The sequence below is a fragment of the Streptomyces tamarix genome, from assembly GCF_032423885.1.
Classification (GTDB): domain Bacteria; phylum Actinomycetota; class Actinomycetes; order Streptomycetales; family Streptomycetaceae; genus Streptomyces; species Streptomyces tamarix.
The window spans coordinates 44,269-60,462 of the sequence record NZ_JAWCTQ010000023.1 but is presented as its reverse complement, the minus strand read 5'-3'; the positions used below and the strand labels follow the sequence as shown (position 1 = coordinate 60,462).

Annotated in this window: 15 protein-coding genes; 8 read left to right on the top strand and 7 right to left on the bottom strand. The window is 76.4% G+C overall.

From position 1 onward, the window contains the following. The first annotated feature begins 77 nt into the window (after positions 1-77). Positions 78-1,280 (top strand): amino acid deaminase/aldolase, encoded by a 1,203-nt coding sequence (locus RND61_RS18995; protein ID WP_315879190.1) that lies wholly within the window; start codon positions 78-80, stop codon positions 1,278-1,280. Positions 1,281-1,284: 4 nt separating this feature from the next. Here the strand turns inward: RND61_RS18995 and RND61_RS18990 are convergent, their stop codons facing one another. Genes RND61_RS18990 through RND61_RS18975 form a run of 4 tightly spaced genes read right to left on the bottom strand, consistent with a single transcriptional unit; the run spans position 1,285 to position 5,790 of the window. Further along, positions 1,285-2,190: a DUF2510 domain-containing protein gene (locus tag RND61_RS18990; RefSeq protein ID WP_315879189.1), complete on the bottom strand. Its 906-nt coding sequence runs from the start codon at positions 2,188-2,190 to the stop codon at positions 1,285-1,287. Between the two features lie 20 nt (positions 2,191-2,210). After that, on the bottom strand, positions 2,211-3,002 hold the full coding sequence (locus tag RND61_RS18985; protein WP_315879188.1) for a 3-oxoacyl-ACP reductase: 792 nt from the start codon (positions 3,000-3,002) through the stop codon (positions 2,211-2,213). Positions 3,003-3,005: 3 nt separating this feature from the next. Beyond that, the gene (locus RND61_RS18980; protein WP_315879187.1) at positions 3,006-4,406 is read right to left on the bottom strand and encodes an aldehyde dehydrogenase family protein; all 1,401 of its coding nucleotides are present in this window, start codon (positions 4,404-4,406) and stop codon (positions 3,006-3,008) included. A 7-nt stretch (positions 4,407-4,413) separates the two neighbouring features. Further along, complete coding sequence (locus RND61_RS18975; protein WP_315879186.1) at positions 4,414-5,790, bottom strand: glutamine synthetase family protein; 1,377 nt, start codon at positions 5,788-5,790, stop codon at positions 4,414-4,416. Positions 5,791-5,868: 78 nt separating this feature from the next. On the opposite strand from RND61_RS18975, the gene RND61_RS18970 reads away from it, so the two are divergent. From RND61_RS18970 to RND61_RS18960, 3 genes are all read left to right on the top strand, one after another. Further along, positions 5,869-6,591, top strand: a complete 723-nt coding sequence (locus RND61_RS18970) for a FadR/GntR family transcriptional regulator (RefSeq protein WP_315879185.1) — start codon at positions 5,869-5,871, stop codon at positions 6,589-6,591. Positions 6,592-6,723: 132 nt separating this feature from the next. Then, the gene (gene eat / locus RND61_RS18965) at positions 6,724-8,235 is read left to right on the top strand and encodes an ethanolamine permease (protein WP_315879184.1); all 1,512 of its coding nucleotides are present in this window, start codon (positions 6,724-6,726) and stop codon (positions 8,233-8,235) included. Next, a complete protein-coding gene (locus tag RND61_RS18960; protein ID WP_315879183.1) occupies positions 8,232-8,954 on the top strand; it encodes a gamma-glutamyl-gamma-aminobutyrate hydrolase family protein in 723 nt (240 codons plus the stop codon). Before eat ends, RND61_RS18960 begins: the two co-directional genes overlap by 4 nt. Before the next feature lie 182 nt (positions 8,955-9,136). Here RND61_RS18960 and RND61_RS18955 read toward each other — a convergent pair whose 3' ends face one another. Beyond that, on the bottom strand, positions 9,137-10,039 hold the full coding sequence (locus tag RND61_RS18955) for a LysR family transcriptional regulator (RefSeq protein ID WP_315879182.1): 903 nt from the start codon (positions 10,037-10,039) through the stop codon (positions 9,137-9,139). Positions 10,040-10,109: 70 nt separating this feature from the next. On the opposite strand from RND61_RS18955, the gene RND61_RS18950 reads away from it, so the two are divergent. Next, positions 10,110-11,276 (top strand): TDT family transporter, encoded by a 1,167-nt coding sequence (locus tag RND61_RS18950; protein WP_315879181.1) that lies wholly within the window; start codon positions 10,110-10,112, stop codon positions 11,274-11,276. Here the strand turns inward: RND61_RS18950 and RND61_RS18945 are convergent. Continuing rightward, a complete protein-coding gene (locus RND61_RS18945; protein ID WP_315879236.1) occupies positions 11,203-11,922 on the bottom strand; it encodes a helical backbone metal receptor in 720 nt (239 codons plus the stop codon). The two genes, RND61_RS18950 and RND61_RS18945, sit on opposite strands and share 74 nt — an antisense overlap. After that, the gene (locus tag RND61_RS18940) at positions 11,922-12,479 is read right to left on the bottom strand and encodes a helix-turn-helix domain-containing protein (RefSeq protein ID WP_315879180.1); all 558 of its coding nucleotides are present in this window, start codon (positions 12,477-12,479) and stop codon (positions 11,922-11,924) included. Before RND61_RS18940 ends, RND61_RS18945 begins: the two co-directional genes overlap by 1 nt. Before the next feature lie 137 nt (positions 12,480-12,616). On the opposite strand from RND61_RS18940, the gene RND61_RS18935 reads away from it, so the two are divergent. The 3 genes from RND61_RS18935 to RND61_RS18925 all read left to right on the top strand — a co-directional run bounded on the left by RND61_RS18935 (position 12,617) and on the right by RND61_RS18925 (position 16,177). Next, complete coding sequence (locus RND61_RS18935; protein ID WP_315879235.1) at positions 12,617-13,525, top strand: 5'-3' exonuclease; 909 nt, start codon at positions 12,617-12,619, stop codon at positions 13,523-13,525. Between the two features lie 49 nt (positions 13,526-13,574). Further along, entirely contained in the window at positions 13,575-14,414 is an 840-nt protein-coding gene (locus RND61_RS18930; RefSeq protein WP_315879179.1) for a siderophore-interacting protein, read from the top strand. 206 nt (positions 14,415-14,620) lie between these two features. Continuing rightward, positions 14,621-16,177 (top strand): hypothetical protein, encoded by a 1,557-nt coding sequence (locus tag RND61_RS18925; RefSeq protein WP_315879178.1) that lies wholly within the window; start codon positions 14,621-14,623, stop codon positions 16,175-16,177. Positions 16,178-16,194: the final 17 nt, after the last annotated feature.

Sequence of the window (16,194 nt, the reverse complement as noted above, 5' to 3'; positions counted from 1 at the left end):
GGTCGGGGCGGATCTGACCGGAACGTCCCGCCCCCGGCCCCTACCCCCGGGTAACGGGGTCTGGCACGCTCTGGCCCATGACTCCCCGTGCCGCTGACCGCGCCCGTTACGACCGGGCCACCGCGCGTCTCGACGCCCCGCTCGCCGTCGTCGACCTGGACGCCTTCGACGCCAACGCCGACGACCTCGTACGCCGTGCCGGGGGCAAGCCGATCCGGGTCGCGAGCAAGTCGCTGCGCTGCCGCGCGCTGCTGGAGCGGGTGCTGGCACGGCCCGGCTTCGCGGGGGTGATGTCGTTCACGCTGGAGGAGTCGCTGTGGCTGGCGCGGTCCGGCTTCGACGACGTGCTGCTGGCGTACCCCTCGGCGGACCGCGCCGGTTTCGCGGAGTTGACCGCCGACGCCGAACTCGCCCGCTCCGTCACGGTGGTGGTGGACGACGCGGCGCAACTGGACCTGATCGAGGCGGCGCGCGGGAACGGCCGGGAGGTGGTGCGGGTCTGCCTGGAGCTGGACACCTCGCTGCGGCTGCTCGGCGGGCGGATACGGATCGGCGCGCTGCGGTCACCGCTGCGGGGACCGGCCGAAGTGGCGGAGCTGGCCCGCTCCGTGGCGCGCCGTCCGGGGTTCCGGCTGGTGGGGCTGATGGCGTACGAGGGGCACGTCGCGGGGGTCGGTGACGCGGTCGCGGGCCGGCCGGTGCGGTCGCGGGCGGTGCGGCTGATGCAGTCGGTGGCGCGGCGGGAGCTGGCGGAGCGGCGGGCGGCCGTGGTGGCGGCCGTGCGGGCCGTCGCGCCGGACCTGGAGTTCGTGAACGGCGGCGGCACCGGGAGCGTGCAGTACACGGCGGCCGAGGACGCGGTGACGGAGGTCGCCGCGGGGTCGGGGCTGTACGTGCCCCGGCTGTTCGACGACTACACGTCGTTCAGCGGCCGGCCCGCCGCCCTGTTCGCGCAGCCGGTGGTGCGCCGGCCGGGCGTGGGCGTCGTGACGGTGCTGGGCGGCGGGTACCCGGCGTCGGGTGCGGCGGGCCGGGACCGGCTGCCGGTGCCGTACCTGCCGGAGGGGCTGCGCTACGACCCGATGGAGGGGCCGGGCGAGGTGCAGACGCCGCTGCTGGGCGCGGCCGCCGACGATCTGCTGATCGGCGACAAGGTGTGGTTCCGGCACGCGAAGGCGGGCGAGTTGTGCGAGCGGTTCGACCGGCTGCACCTGGTCGAGGGCGACCGGGTGACGGCGGCCGTGCCCACCTACCGCGGCGAGGGGCGGACGTTCCTGTAGCGGGTCAGCCGTCGCCGCCGGGGGCGATGCTGCTGCCCACGCCGCCGCTGGTGGAGCCGCCGATGGGGCGGATGCCCTCGGTGATCTCGTCCATGACGGAGAGCGGCGGCCCGTCCGGCCCGGCGTCGAAGGCGAACCGTACGGCGACGGGCTGTTCGACCCCGCCGGGTGACGGGAAGACCAGCGACTGGACGTGGCCACCGGGGCCCTTGCCGGTGGTGACCCGCCAGCGGACGAGGTAGCCGGTGCGGCCGGCGACGACGACCTGGCGGGCGGCGACGACCCGGTGCGCCGTGACGCCCCCGTACGGCTTGTTGCCGAGGACGTCCTCGCCGTACAGCTGCTCGGCGGCCTCCGCGACGTCCTGTTCGGCCATCGCCCGGTGGGTGGTGGCGGCGGAGGCGAGCGTGCGGGACAGGACGCGGCCGGGGCGGCAGAAGCGGGTGCTGTTGGGGCACGGGCGGTCGCCGGTCGTGACCATGGTCGGGGCCTGGTCGATGCCGAGTTCCGCCTTCTCCCAGCCCTTCGGCAGGGGCAGGCTGATGCCGTTGAGCTGGTCGACGAGGACGGAGCCGTCCCCGCTCGGGGCGGGGGACGGCCGGGCCGCCGGGGTCGACGCGGCGGGCGCCGGGACGGAGGGGACGGCGCCGGAGGGGGCCGGCGGCGCGGCGGCCGGGGTCTCGCCGCCGCCGGGGCGGAGGAGGACCGCGGCGGCCGTGACCGCCGCCACGGCGAGCGCCGCGACGGCGATCCGGGTCCCACGGCCGCCGTACCGCCCCGGGGGTGCGACGGCCGCCGGCGGGCCGCCCGCGGGGCGGGTGTGGCCGGTCCAGGCGGTGCCGTCCCACCAGCGCTCCACCGCGGGTGCGGCCGGGTCCGGGTACCAGCCCGGCGGTGTCGTCATGTTCATGCGGTCAGGGTAGTCAGCCCTCAGAGGGGGGTGACGTAGGCGCCGGAGATCCCGCCGTCGACGAGGAAGTCGGTGGCGTTGACGAAGGAGGCGTCGTCGCTGGCGAGGAAGGCGACGGCGGCGGCGATCTCCTCGGCCTCGGCGAACCGGCCGAGGGGGATGTGGACGAGGCGGCGCGCGGCCCGCTCGGGGTCCTTCGCGAACAGCTCCCGCAGCAGCGGGGTGTTGACGGGGCCGGGGCACAGGGCGTTGACGCGGATGCCCTCGCGGGCGAACTGCACGCCCAGCTCGCGGGAGAGGGCGAGGACGCCGCCCTTGGAAGCCGTGTACGAGATCTGGCTGGTGGCGGCGCCCATGCGGGCCACGAAGGAGGCGGTGTTGATGATGGAGCCCCGGCCCTGGCGGCGCATATGGGGGATGGCCGCCTTGCAGCAGAGGTAGACGGAGGTGAGGTTGACCTCCTGGACGCGCCTCCACGCCTCCAGTCCGGTCTCCAGGATCGAGTCGTCGTCGGGCGGGGAGATGCCCGCGTTGTTGAAGGCGACGTCGACGCTGCCGTACGTGTCGTACGCGGCCTGGAACAGCGCCTCGACCTGGCCGGGGTCGGTGACGTCGACGCGTACGAAGAGGCCCCCGGTCTCGTCGGCGGCGGCCTTGCCGGTCGTCTCGTCGATGTCGCCGCACACGACGCGGGCGCCCTCGGAGGCGAGGCGGCGGGCGGCGGCGAGGCCGATGCCGCTGCCGGCGCCGGTGACGACGGCCGTGCGTCCGACGAGGCGGCGGCAGACGGGGGTGTCCGTGCTCTCGGTCATGGGTCAGCCTTCCGTGCTGATGAAGACGTTCTTGGTCTCGGTGAAGGCGGTGAGGGCGTCGGGGCCCAGCTCGCGGCCGACGCCGGACTGCTTGAAGCCGCCGAAGGGGGTCCAGTAGCGGACGCTGGAGTGGGAGTTGACGGAGAGGTTGCCGGCCTGGACGGCGCGGGAGACGCGCAGGGCGCGTCCCACGTCGCGGGTCCAGACGGAGCCGGACAGTCCGTGGTCGGTGGCGTTGGCGAGGCGCACGGCGTCGTCCTCGTCGTCGAAGGGGAGGACGACGGCGACGGGGCCGAAGACCTCCTCGGTGGCGGCGGGCGCGTCGGGGGCGAGGCCGGTGAGGACGGTCGGCGGGTACCAGAAGCCGGGGCCCCGGGGGGCGCTGCCGCGCAGGGCGGCGGCGCCGTCGGGGACGTAGGACCGTACGCGGTCGAGCTGGGCGCGGGAGATGAGGGGGCCCATCTGGGTGCCCTCGTCGGCCGGGTCGCCGACGACGACCTTCTCCAGGGCGGGGGCGAGGAGTTCGAGGAACCGGTCGTGGACGGTGCGCTGGACGAGGACGCGGGTGCGGGCGCAGCAGTCCTGGCCGGCGTTGTCGAGGAACGACATGGGCGCGGCGAGGGCGGCGGCCTCGACGTCGGCGTCCGCGAAGACGATGTTGGGGTTCTTGCCGCCGAGTTCGAGGGTGACGCGCTTGACGCGGGCGGCGCACGCGGCCATGACGCCCTTGCCGACGCGTGCGGATCCGGTGAAGACGATCTTGGCGACGCCGGGGTGTTCGACGAGGGCGGCGCCGGTGACGGGGCCTTCGCCGGGGAGCACCTGGAAGAGGTGTTCGGGCAGGCCGGCGTCGAGGGCGAGTTCGGCGAGGCGGAGCGCGGTGAGCGGGGTGGCCTCGGCGGGTTTGAGGAGGACGGCGTTGCCCGCGGCGAGGGCGGGGGCGGTGCCCCAGGCGGCGATCGGCATGGGGAAGTTCCAGGGGGCGATGACGCCGACCACGCCGAGGGGTTCGAGGAAGGTGACGTCGATCCCGCCGGGTACGGGGATCTGCCGGCCGGTCAGCCGCTCCACTCCCCCGGCGGCGTAGTCGAGGAGGTCGCGGACGTTGCCGGCCTCCCAGCGGGCGTTGCCGATGGTGTGGCCGGCCTCGCGCACCTCCAGGAGGGCCAGTTCCTCCAGGTGGTCGTCGACGGTGGTGGCGAAGCGGCGCAGGAGCCGGGCGCGGTCGGCGGGGGCGGCGGCGGCCCAGGCGCGCTGGGCGCGGGCGGCGCGGGCGACGGCGGCGTCCACGCCGGCGGCGGTGGTGGCGGGGACGGCGGCGACGCGGTCCCCGGTGGCGGGGTTCAGGACGTGGAGCTCGGTGGCGGGGTCCGGGACGTGGGGCCCGGTGGTCTCGGTGGTCAAGGCGGCCTCACATGCGTTCGAAGGAGCGGCGCAGTTCCCAGTCGGTGACGGCGGCGTCGTAGGCGGCGAGTTCGACGCGCGCCATGTTCAGGTAGTGGGCGACGACGTCGTCGCCGAAGGCGGCCCGGGCGAGGGCGCTGTCCTCCCACAGCGCGGCTGCCTCGCGGAGGGTGGTGGGGACGTGCGCGTGGCCGCCGGCGTAGGCGTTGCCGGTGCAGGGCGGGGGGAGTTCGAGGCGCTGCTCGATGCCGTGCAGGCCGGCGGCGACGAGTCCGGCGACGGCGAGGTACGGGTTGACGTCGCCGCCGGGGAGGCGGTTCTCGAAGCGGGTGGAGGGGCCGCGGCCGACGACGCGGAGGGCGCAGGTGCGGTTGTCGTGGCCCCAGGCGACGGCGGTGGGGGCGAAGGACCCGGGCTGGAACCGCTTGTAGGAGTTGATGTGGGGGGCGTAGAGGAGGGAGAACTCGCGGAGGGCGGCGAGCTGTCCGGCGAGGAAGTGGCGCATGAGGGGGGAGAGGGCGGCCGGGGTGCCCGGCGGGCCGTCGCCGGCCATGGCGCCGCGGCCGTCGGCGTCCCGGAGCGAGAGGTGGATGTGGCAGGAGTTGCCCTCGCGCTCGTCGTACTTGGCCATGAAGGTGAGGGAGACGCCTTCCTGGGCGGCGATCTCCTTGGCTCCGGTCTTGTAGACGGCGTGGTGGTCGCAGGTGGTGAGGGCCTCGTCGTAGCGGAAGGCGATCTCGTGCTGGCCGGGGCTGCACTCGCCCTTGGCCGACTCGACGGTCAGTCCGGCGCCGGCCATCTCGGTGCGGATGCGGTGCAGGAGGGGTTCGACGCGGCCGGTGCCGAGGATCGAGTAGTCGACGTTGTACCGGTTGGCGGGGGTGAGGCCGCGGTAGTGGGCGTCCCACGCCTGTTCGTAGGTGTCCTTGAAGACGATGAACTCCAGCTCCGTGCCGACGTGGGCGGTGTAGCCGCGGGCGGCGAGCCGCTCCAGCTGGCGGCGGAGGATCTGGCGGGGCGCGGCGGTGACGGGGGTGCCGTCGTGCCAGGCGAGGTCGGCGAGGAGGAGGGCCGTGCCGGGGTGCCAGGGGACGCGGCGGAGGGTGGCGGGGTCGGGGCGCAGGGCGAAGTCGCCGTAGCCGGTGGACCAGGAGGACATGGCGTAGCCGTCGACGGTGTTCATGTCGGCGTCGACGGCGAGCAGGTAGGCGCAGCCCTCGGTGCCGTGCTCCAGCACCTCGTCCAGGAAGAAGGGGGCCGCGAACCGCTTGCCCTGGAGCCGCCCCTGCATGTCGGGGAAGGCCAGGACGACGGTGTCGATCTCGCCGTTCGCGACGAGCGCGCGGAGTTCGCCGACGGGGAGCGGGGGTGTGCGGTCTGCCACGGGGTGGGTCCTCCTTGGGTCAGCCGGGAGCCATAAGGTATTGCCGGAGACCTTTGCTGGGAAGGGGACGTCACCGTGGTGGTGGAGCGGGCATCCGATCGGCTGACGCCGGTGCTGCGGCCGGTGCGCGCGGGCAACGGGTTCGAGGAGGCCCTGGAGCAGATCCTGCAGGTGGTGCGGCTCGGCCTGGTGCCCGCCGGGGAGCGGCTGCCGGCGGAGCGGGAGCTGGCGGAGCGGATGGGCATCAGCCGGGTCACGCTGCGCGAGGTGCTGAAGGTGCTCCAGGAGCAGGGCCTGGTGGAGAGCCGGCGCGGCCGGTACGGGGGGACGTTCGTGCTGCGCCCGGGCCGGGGGGCGGGCGGGGAGGAGCTGCGGCGGCGGACGGCGGCGGTCGACCTGGAGGACGTGCTGTCGTTCCGGGAGGTGCTGGAGACCGGCGCCGCGGGGCTGTGCGCGGCGCGGGGGTTGGGGCGCGGCGAGGCCGACCGGCTGCGGGCGGCGCTGCGGGCGACGCACGACGCGCCGCTGGACGACTACCGGCGGCAGGACACGCTGCTGCACCTGACGCTGGCGGAGCTGTCCGGCTCGCCGACGCTGACGGCGCAGTACGCGGCGGTCCGGGCGACCGTGAACGACCTGCTGGACTGCATCCCGCTGCTCGTGCGGAACCTGGAGCACGCCCAGCACCAGCACGACGCGCTCGTGGAGGCGGTGCTGGAGGGCGACGCCGACGGGGCGCGGGAGGTGGCGCGGGAGCACTGCGCGGGCACGGCGGCGCTGCTGCGCGGGTTCCTGGCGTGAGGAGCGCGGCGGGGGCGCGCGGGAGCACCGGCGCGGGGACGCGGGGCGGAGGGCTTGCGCCGACCGCACCGTGACGCAATGGTATGGGGTCATTCCATTGGGTCGGACCCGACGCGGGGAGCTGACGCTGCCATGACGCTGGAAGACACCCCGGGCCCTTCGGGCGCCCCGGGCACCCCGGGCACCTCTGGCGGCGAGGCGTCGCCGCCGCCCGGTACCGGTGACGGCTACCTGGAGCGCCGCGCGCTGCGGCGGGGCAGCGCCGGTTGGCTGCTGCTCACCGGGCTCGGCGTCGGGTACGTCGTCTCCGGGGACTACTCCGGATGGAACATCGGCCTCGCGAAGGGCGGCTTCGGCGGGCTCGCCGTCGCCACGGCCCTGATGGGCCTGATGTACGCGTGCCTGGTCTTCGCGCTGGCCGAGCTGTCGGCGATCCTGCCCGCCGCGGGCGGCGGCTACGGCTTCGCCCGGCGGGCGCTCGGCACCTGGGGCGGCTTCCTCACCGGCACGGCGGTCCTCGTCGAGTACGTCCTCGCCCCCGCCGCGATCTCCCTCTTCATCGGCGACCACGTCGAGTCGCTGGGGCTGTTCGGGCTGGAGTCCGCGTGGCCCGTGCACCTGGCGTGCTTCGTCGTCTTCGTCGGCATCCACCTGTGGGGGGTGGGCGAGGCGCTGCGCTTCAGCCTGGTCGTGACGGCGGTCGCGGTGGTGGCGCTGCTGGTCTTCGCGGCGGGCGCGCTCGGCGGGTTCCGGGTGGACCGGCTGAACGACATCCCGGTCGACGCGGGCGCGTTCGGCGCGGGTTCGTGGCTGCCGTACGGACTGCTCGGGATCTGGGCGGCGTTCCCGTTCGGGATGTGGTTCTTCCTCGGCGTGGAGGGCGTGCCGCTCGCCGCGGAGGAGGCGAAGGACCCGGTCAGGTCGCTGCCCAGGGCGCTGGCGCTGTCGATGGGCGTCCTGGCGGTGCTGGCCGTGGTGACGCTCCTCGCGGCGACCGGGGCGCGGGGCGCCGCCGCCGTGCAGGACGCGGGGAACCCTCTGGTGGTGGCGTTGGAGGGGGAGGGCGGGCCGACCGCGCTGAGCCGGTTCGTGAACTACGCGGGCCTGGCCGGCCTGGTCGCGTCGTTCTTCTCCCTGGTCTACGCGGGCTCCCGGCAGCTGTTCGCCCTGTCGCGGGCGGGCTACCTGCCGCGGTTCCTGTCGCTGACGAGCCGCCGCAAGGCGCCGTACCCGGGGCTGCTGGTCCTCGGCGCGACCGGTTTCGCGCTGGCGGCCGGCTCCGGCGACGGGGCGCGGATGCTGAACGTCGCGGTGTTCGGCGCTACCGTCTCGTACGCGCTGATGGCGCTGTCCCACATCGTGCTGCGGCGCCGCGAGCCGGGGCTGGAGCGGCCGTACCGGACGCCGGGCGGGGCGGTGACCTCCTCGGTGGCGCTGGTGCTGGCGCTGGCGGCGCTGGTGGCGACGTTCCTGGTGGACGCGGTCGCCGCGGGGCTCGCGCTCGGGGTGTACGCGGTCGCCACTGCCTACTTCGCGCTCTACAGCCGGCACCGCCTCGTGGCGAGCGCGCCGGAGGAGGAGTTCGCGGCGCTGGCGGCGGCCGAGGCCGAACTCGGCCGCGGGCGGACGGAGCGTCCCGCGTGAACCGGCCGCTCATCGGGGTGACGACGTACCTCGACTCCGCGAGGTGGGGCGTGTGGGAGCTGCCCGCGGCGCTGCTGCCGGCCGCGTACCCGCGGCTGGTCCAGGCGGCGGGCGGGCTCGCCGCGCTCCTCCCTCCGGACGGGCCGGACGCGGCGCCGGCGGCCGTGGCCCGGCTGGACGGGCTCGTGCTCGCGGGCGGCGCCGACGTGGAGCCCGTGCGGTACGGGGCCGCACGCGACCCCAGGACGGGCCCGCCGGCACCGGAGCGCGACGCGTGGGAGCTGGCCCTGGTCGGTGCGGCCCTGGCGGCGGGCGTCCCGGTGCTGGGCGTCTGCCGGGGCATGCAACTGCTGAACGTCGCCCTCGGCGGGACGCTGCTCCAGCACCTGGAGGGGCACACGGCCGGGGTCGGCCGGCTGGGGCGGCACGTGGTGGAGCCGGTGCCGGGGACGCGCTGTGAGTCGCTGGTCCCCGAGGCGGCGGAGGTCCCGACGTACCACCACCAGGCGGTGGAGCGGCTCGGCGCGGGGCTCGTCCCGTCCGCGTACGCGGGGGACGGGACGGTGGAGGCGGTCGAGTTGCCGGGCCGCTGGGTGCTGGGCGTGCAGTGGCACCCGGAGATGGGCGACGACCCGCGCGTGATGGCGGGGCTGGTGCGGGCCGCGTCGGCCCGGGCGGCCCGGGCGGCCCGGGGCCGAGCGGCCGAAGGCCGAGGCTGAGGAAGCCGGGACCGAAGGAGCCGGGACTGAGCGACCGAAGGCCGAGGAGCCTGGGCCGAGGGACCGAAGGCCGAGGAAGCCAGGGCTGAGGGAGCCGGGGCCGAGGGAGCCGAGGGAGCCGAGGCTGAGAGAGCCGGGGCCGAGGGGCCCGGCGTCGAGGGGCCGGGCCGCCCGTGAGCGGTTCAGCGGGCCCGCGACAGGGACAGCAGGTCGCGGGCCGGGCCCGTGGGGCGGGGGCCGGTCGGCCACACGGCGCGCAGGGCGCGGCGCAGGTCGGCGCCCTCGACCGGGACCTCCGCCAGGCGGCGGGAGGCCAGCTCCTCGGTGACCGCCAGTTCGCTCAGGACCGCCGGTCCCGCACCGCTCACGGCCGCCGCCTTCACCGCCGTCGTCGAGGCCAGCTCCATCAACGGCGCCGCGAGTCCGCCGTGCGCGGCCAGCGCCGAGTCGAGGACCTGCCGGGTCCCCGAGCCGTACTCGCGCAGCACCAGCGGCGTCCCGGCCAGCTCGGCGGGCGTGACCGGGGCGCGGCGGCGGGCCCAGCGGTGCGACGGCGCCGCGACGACCACCAGCCGGTCGCGGGCGACGACGACGCCCTCCAGCCCCTCCGGGACGGCGAGGCCCTCCACGTACCCGAGGTCCGCGTCGCCCGCGAGCAGCAGGGCGGCGACCGCCGCGGAGTTCCCCGCCTGCAGCGACACGGCCGTGTCGGGCCGCTCGGCGCGCAGGGCTATCAACCAGCCGGGCAGCAGGTACTCGGCGATGGTCATCGACGCGGCGACGCGCAGCCGCGAGTCGCGGCGGTCGCGCAGCGCCTGGGCGCCCGCGTCGAACGCCTCCGCCGCCTCGACGACGCGCCGCGCCCAGTCGGTGACGAGGGCCCCCGCGGCGGTGAGCCGGGAGCCGCGGGGCGACCGGTCGACGAGGGCCACGCCGAGCTGCCGCTCCATGGAGCGGATGCGGCCGCTGGCGGCGGGCTGCGTGATGCCGACCTCGCGCGCCGCCCGCCCGAGGCTGCCGTGCCGCGCGACGGCGAGCAGCAGCTCCAGGGCTCCGAGGTCGGGCACACGATGGGAGAGACTCATAAACCCAGCTTATGGGGCCATAGAGGCAAGGTGCCTGGTCGGGGGTGCTTCTCGCGGTCAGGGTGGGGCCATGGCCACCCTCGTCCAACCCCCGCCCCAGCCCCGGCCCCTCCCCCGGCCCCGCCTCCGCGCGGGTGCGGGGCCTGGCCCACGGACCGCCGGCGTCCGGCACCTCGGCCCCCACTACTACGCCGCCGTCATGGGCACCGCGATCGTCGGCACCGCGGGCACCGGCCTCCCCCTGCGCGTGCCGGGCCTGCGCACCGCCTGCACGGCGCTGTGGGCGCTGGCGCTGGTCGCGCTGGCCGTCCTGCTGGGCGCCCGCGCCGCCCACTGGGCGCGCCACCGCGACCAGGCGCGGGCGCACCTGCTGGACCCGGCGGTCGCGCCGTTCTACGGCTGTCTCGCGATGGCGCTGACCTCGGTCGGCGGCGGGGCGCTGCTCGTCGGGCGGGACTGGGTCGGCGCGGGCGCGGCGGTGGCCCTGGGGGCCGTGCTGTGGGCGGCGGGGACGGCGGCCGGACTGGCGGTGGCGGTCGGCGTCCCGTACCTGATGGTGGTGCGGCACCGCGTCGAGGGGGCGCCGCCACTGTGGCTGCTGCCGGTGGTCGCGCCGATGGTGTCGGCGGCCACCGGGCCGCTGCTGGCACCGCACCTGTCGGAGGGGCAGGCGCGGGGGACGCTCCTCGCGGCCTGCCACGCCCTGTTCGGGTTGAGTGCGCTGGCGGCGCTGCTGGTGCTCCCGCTGGTCTTCGGCCGGTTGGTGACGGCCGGCCCGCCCCCGGTCGCGGCGACCCCGGCGCTGCTGCTGGTCCTGGGCCCGCTGGGCCAGTCGGTGACGGCGGTCGGCGCCTTCGCGGACGCGGCGCCGGGCGTGCCGTACGCGCGGGGGGTCGCGGTGGCGTACGGGCTGCCGGTGACGGGGTTCGCGCTGCTGTGGCTGGCGCTGGTCGGGGCGCTGGTGGTGCGGGCGCGGCGGCGCGGGATGCGCTTCGCGATGACGTGGTGGGCGTTCACCTTCCCCGTCGGGACGTGCGTGACGGGACTGGAGGGGCTGGCGCGGCACACGGGCCTGGTGGTGCTCGACGGGGCGGCGGTGGCGCTGTACGCCCTGCTGGTCGCCGGGTGGCTGGCGGCGGCCTCGGGGACGGTACGGGGCCTGGTCAGCGGAACGCTGCTCGCAGGGCCCGGCCCAGCACCCGGGGCGCCCGGGCGAGGGACGGCCCGTACCAGGTGAGGTGCCGCCCGTCGACGAGCGCGGCGGGCAGCCCGCCGAACGCCTCGGGCCCGTCGTCGGCGGTGAACCGGTACGGCTCGTCGGGCAGGACGACCAGGTCGGCGCCGCGGGCGCGGAGCTCGTCGAGCGGGACGCGCGGGTAGCGCTCGGGGTGGTCCGCGTACACGTTGGCGACGCCGAGCCGGGCGAGGAGGTCGCCGGCGAACGTGTCCCGGCCGAGCACCGTCCAGGGCCGGCGCCAGACGGGGACGACCGCCCTGCGGGGCGGCCCGTCGGGGGCGGGCGCGGCCCAGGCCGCCTCGGCCTCGTCGAGCCAGCGGGGCCGGGAGGCGGCGCCGCAGGCGCGCAGGACCCGGTCCAGTTCGCGCAGCCCCTGCTCCAGGTCGCGGATCTCGGTGACGAGGACGTCGAGGCCGGCGGCGCGCAGGGCGGCGAGGTCCTCGGGGCGGTTCTCCTCCTCGTTGGCGACGACGAGGTCGGGGCGGAGCGCGACGACCGCGGCGACGTCCGGGTTCTTCGTGCCGCCGATCCGGGGCACGTCGAGGCCCGCCGGGTGGACGCACCAGTCGGTGCGGGCCACGAGGACGCCGGGCACGGTCACGGCGACGGCCTCGGTGAGGGACGGCACCAGCGACACGACCCGGATCACTGCTCCGCCGCCTCCATGTGGGGCGCCACCGACACGACGAGCACGCGCGTGCCCGGTCCGGAGGCGCGCCAGCGGTGGCGGACCCCGCCGGAGAGGTACAGCGTGTCGCCGCGCTCCAGCCGGTACGCGCGGCCCTCGGCCTCCACCTCCGCGGTGCCGTCGGCGACGTACAGCAGGGCGTCGTTGCGGAGGACCAGTTCACGGCCGGCGTCGTGCTCGCCGGTGAACTCGTCGGCGTGCATCTGGTGCTCGCCGCGCACCAGCGCCCGGACGCCGGCCGGCGCGCCCGGGTCGTCGGCGCGCGCCGCGGCCCGGACGACGTCGACCGTGCGGGCGGCGTCGCCCGCGTCGAGCAGTTCGACGGCGGTGGTCTTCAGCGCGTCGGCGATGCACTCCAGGGAACGCATGCTGGGGCGGGCGCGCTCGTTCTCGATCTGGCTGAGAAAGGGCACGGACAGGCCGCTGCGCTCGGCGACGGCGGCGAGGGTCAGCGACAGCGCCCTGCGCCTCCTGCGCACGGCCGCGCCGACCCGCGGTGTTTCCTTGTCGTCCATGTCTTCCCTCCCTTCCCTCCCTCTTCCGACAACCTTACGCAGCGCGGGTACGCCCGAGTAGCGCAAACGGCGGAAGCGCTGCGCCGGTTGTTCTGTCAGTGGCGTACGGCATCATGCGAGGGGTGACGCGACGCCTGATGCTCCTCGACACCGCTTCCCTCTATTTCCGGGCCTACTTCGGGGTCCCCGACTCGGTGCGCGCCCCGGACGGCACGCCGGTGAACGCCGTGCGCGGGCTGCTCGACTTCATCGCCCGGCTGGTGCGGGACCACCACCCGGACGACCTCGTGGCCTGCATGGACGCGGATTGGCGGCCTGCCTGGCGGGTGGAGCTGATCCCCTCGTACAAGGCGCACCGGGTCGCCGCGGCGACGGGGCCGGGCGTGCCGGACGAGGAGGAGGTGCCGGACGCGCTGTCGCCGCAGGTCCCGGTGATCGAGGCGGTGCTGGACGCGGTGGGCATCGCGCGCGCGGGGGCCGCCGGGTACGAGGCGGACGACGTGATCGGCACGCTCGCGGGCCGGGCGGCGGGGCCGGTGGACATCGTCACGGGCGACCGCGACCTGTTCCAGCTGGTGGACGACGCGCGCGGGGTGCGGGTGCTGTATCCGGTCAAGGGCGTGGGGACGCTCCAGGCGGTGGACGGGGAGTGGCTGCGCGGGAAGTACGGCGTGGACGGCCCGGGGTACGCGGACCTGGCCGTGCTGCGGGGCGACCCGAGCGACGGGCTGCCGGGGGTGCCGGGCATCGGCGAGAAGACCGCCGCGAAGCTGCTGGAGTCGTTCGGGGACCTGGCGGGGATCACGGCCGCGCTGGACGACCCGGCGGCGGGGCTGACCCCGGCACAGCGCCGGCGGCTGGACGGCGCGCGGGACTACCTGGCGGTCGCGCCGAAGGTGGTGCGGGTCGCGGACGACGTTCCGTTGCCGCCCCTCGACCCGGCGCTGCCGGCCGGCCCGAGGGACCCGGAGACCGTGCGCGCCCTGGCTGAAAGGTGGGGGTTGGGCGGGGCGCTGGAGCGACTGCTCTCCGCTCTTCCCCGATGAAGTGTTAGCTTAGGTATACCTAAGCTAACTACGTTTCGGGGAGTACGCCGTGGCCGATGAGCCGTCCCGCAGGACACCGAAGGCCCACGAGGCGCAGGTGGTGCGCACCGAGCGGATCGCTCCGCACATGGTGCGGATCGTGCTCGGAGGCGAGGGGCTGACCTCCTTCGCCACCAGCGGCTTCACCGACCACTACGTCAAGATCCTGTTCGCCCCGGAGGGCGTGGCGTACCCGGAGCCGTTCGACCTGGAGCGGATCCGCGAGGAGCTGCCGCGCGACCAGTGGCCGGCGCAGCGCACGTACACGGTGCGCGCCTGGGACCCGGTGCAGCGGGAGCTGACGGTCGACTTCGTGGTGCACGGCGACGAGGGGCTGGCCGGCCCCTGGGCGGCGCGGGCGCGGGTCGGCGAGACGGTCCGGTTCCTCGGCCCGGGCGGTGGGTACGCGCCGGACCCGGAGGCCGACTGGCACCTGCTGGTGGGTGACGAGAGCGCCCTGCCGGCGATCGCGGCGGCGCTGGAGGGGCTGCCGGACGGCGCCGCGGCGTACGCGTTCATCGAGGTGGGCGAGGCGGACGACGAGCTGAAGATCACCGCCCCGGCCGGCGCGGAGGTCCGCTGGCTGCCGCGCCGCGGCCGTCCGGTCGGCGAGGCGCTGGTCGAGGCCGTGCGGAACCTGGACTTCCCCGAGGGCGACGTCCACGCGTTCGTCCACGGCGAGGCGGGCGCGGTGCGGGAGCTCCGCCGCCACCTGCGCAAGGACCGCGGCGTCCCCCTGGAGCGCCTGTCGATCTCGGGGTACTGGCGCCTGGGCAAGTCGGACGAGGCGTGGCGCGCGGTCAAGCGCGAGTGGAACGCCCAGGTGGAGCGCGAGGAGCAGTCCGCCTGAGGCGGGGCCGCTCCCGCGCTCGTCCCACCTCGGGCCCGCACTCCCCCGTGCGGGCCCGAGTGGTGGGGGCGGGTACTCCGTCCGCCTTTCCCGGATGGCGCAATTGCCCGGTTTGCCTATTACTTGGAGCAAACCGCGCGCCCAGTCGGCGCACGACGACCGACACGGTGTGTGCCTCACCGGAGTCCGGCGAACGGAGCCACGCCATGACAACCGACGACCCCACGACCCGCGCCGCCGGGGCGGCTCCTGTCCGGGAGCAGCCGCCCGACCCCCAGGTCCCCGGGACCGGGGCCCCCGCCGCCCCGGCCGCCGTGCCCGCCGACGCCGCCCGCCGCGAAGCGCCGCCCACCGGCGCCGTACGCGCCGGGGCCGCGCGCCCGGGCGCCGCGCCGCCCGGCACCGCACCGGCCGGGACGTCGTACACGACCGGCACGTTCACCCCGGCGGCGTCCGCCGGGACCGCGCACCCGTACGGCGCGGCCGGCGACGGCGCGGCCGGCTCCCCGCGGTCCGGCGGCGACCGGTTCGCCGGTGGGGCCGCGCCCGCGGGCCACCCGCGCGCCGGGGCGGCGTTCGGGGGCCCCGCACCGGCGGACGCCGACGACACGGACGCCGACGTCGCCGGCACCGGCGGCGCGGGCGGCCCCCTCGGGCCCGCCGACCGGATCCCACTCGAGGACGTGCCGGGCGACGGCGCGCCCTCCCCCCTCGGCACCCCCTCCAGCCCCTTTGGCCCCGGCGGTCCCGGGGCGGCGGCCGACGCCGCACTCGTCGAGGCCGCACTCGCCGAGACGTCGGGCACGGGCACGGCCGACACAGTCGACACGGCCGACACGGCCGGCGCCGCCATCGGGGGCGGCGAGGACGGTGACGAGGACAGCGACGAGCGCATACGGACACTGATCTGGACGGCGGCCACGTACCGCCCGCTGGAGGAGGTCGCCGCGCTGGTGACCCAGCTCAAGCACACCAAGGCCGTCGACAGCCCCGCGGACGAGGCGCTGCGCGCGGCCGCGGTGGCCCGGCCCCTGGAAGAGGTCCGGCAACTGGTCGCGATGCTGAATGAGGCCGGTCACACGCTCGACGAGAACGACACGACCCTCCGCGCCGCGGCCGTCGGCAGGCCGGTCGAGGACGTCGTCCAGTTGGTGAGCATCCTCGGCACCGGCGACGGCCAGGGCGCGCCGCCCTCGCCGGGCACGCCGCCGGCCGGCTCCCCGTACGCGGGCGCGGCGGACGGCGGCGCCCAGCCGGTGCCGGAGAACCCCAACGTCCGCCCGCCCCGTTCCGTTTCGGCCGTGGCGGCGGCGGCGGAGGCGCCGGTCAGGGTCCTCGCGCCCGGTCCGGTCGACGAGGCCGCCGTCCCGCCGTCCCGGTCCGGGCTGCGCTGGCCCGCGGCGGCGGCCCTGTTCGCCTGCGGTGTCATCCACCTGCCCACGGACTTCGCGGGGCTGTGGTCCGGCGGGTACGCGGAGGCCATGGTCCTCGTCGTCGCCGTGCTCTGCCTGGTGCTCGGCGAGTGGCTGATCGTGCGGGACACCGTGCGCGTCTGGGGGTCCGCGGCCGCCCTGTCCGTCGGCGTCGTGGCCCTCCACGGGATGGCGGGCAGCAGCGGGGTCACCCTGCTGCAGAGCAGCCTGGGCCGCTCGTGGACCTGGGCGGGCGCCGCCGCGGTGGCGTGCGCCATGCTGACGGCCCTCCTGGCCGGTTCGGCGCTGCTGCGCCGGCAGCGGCAGCCCGGCGCGGCCGACGGCACCTGACGGGCGGCGCTCCCGGC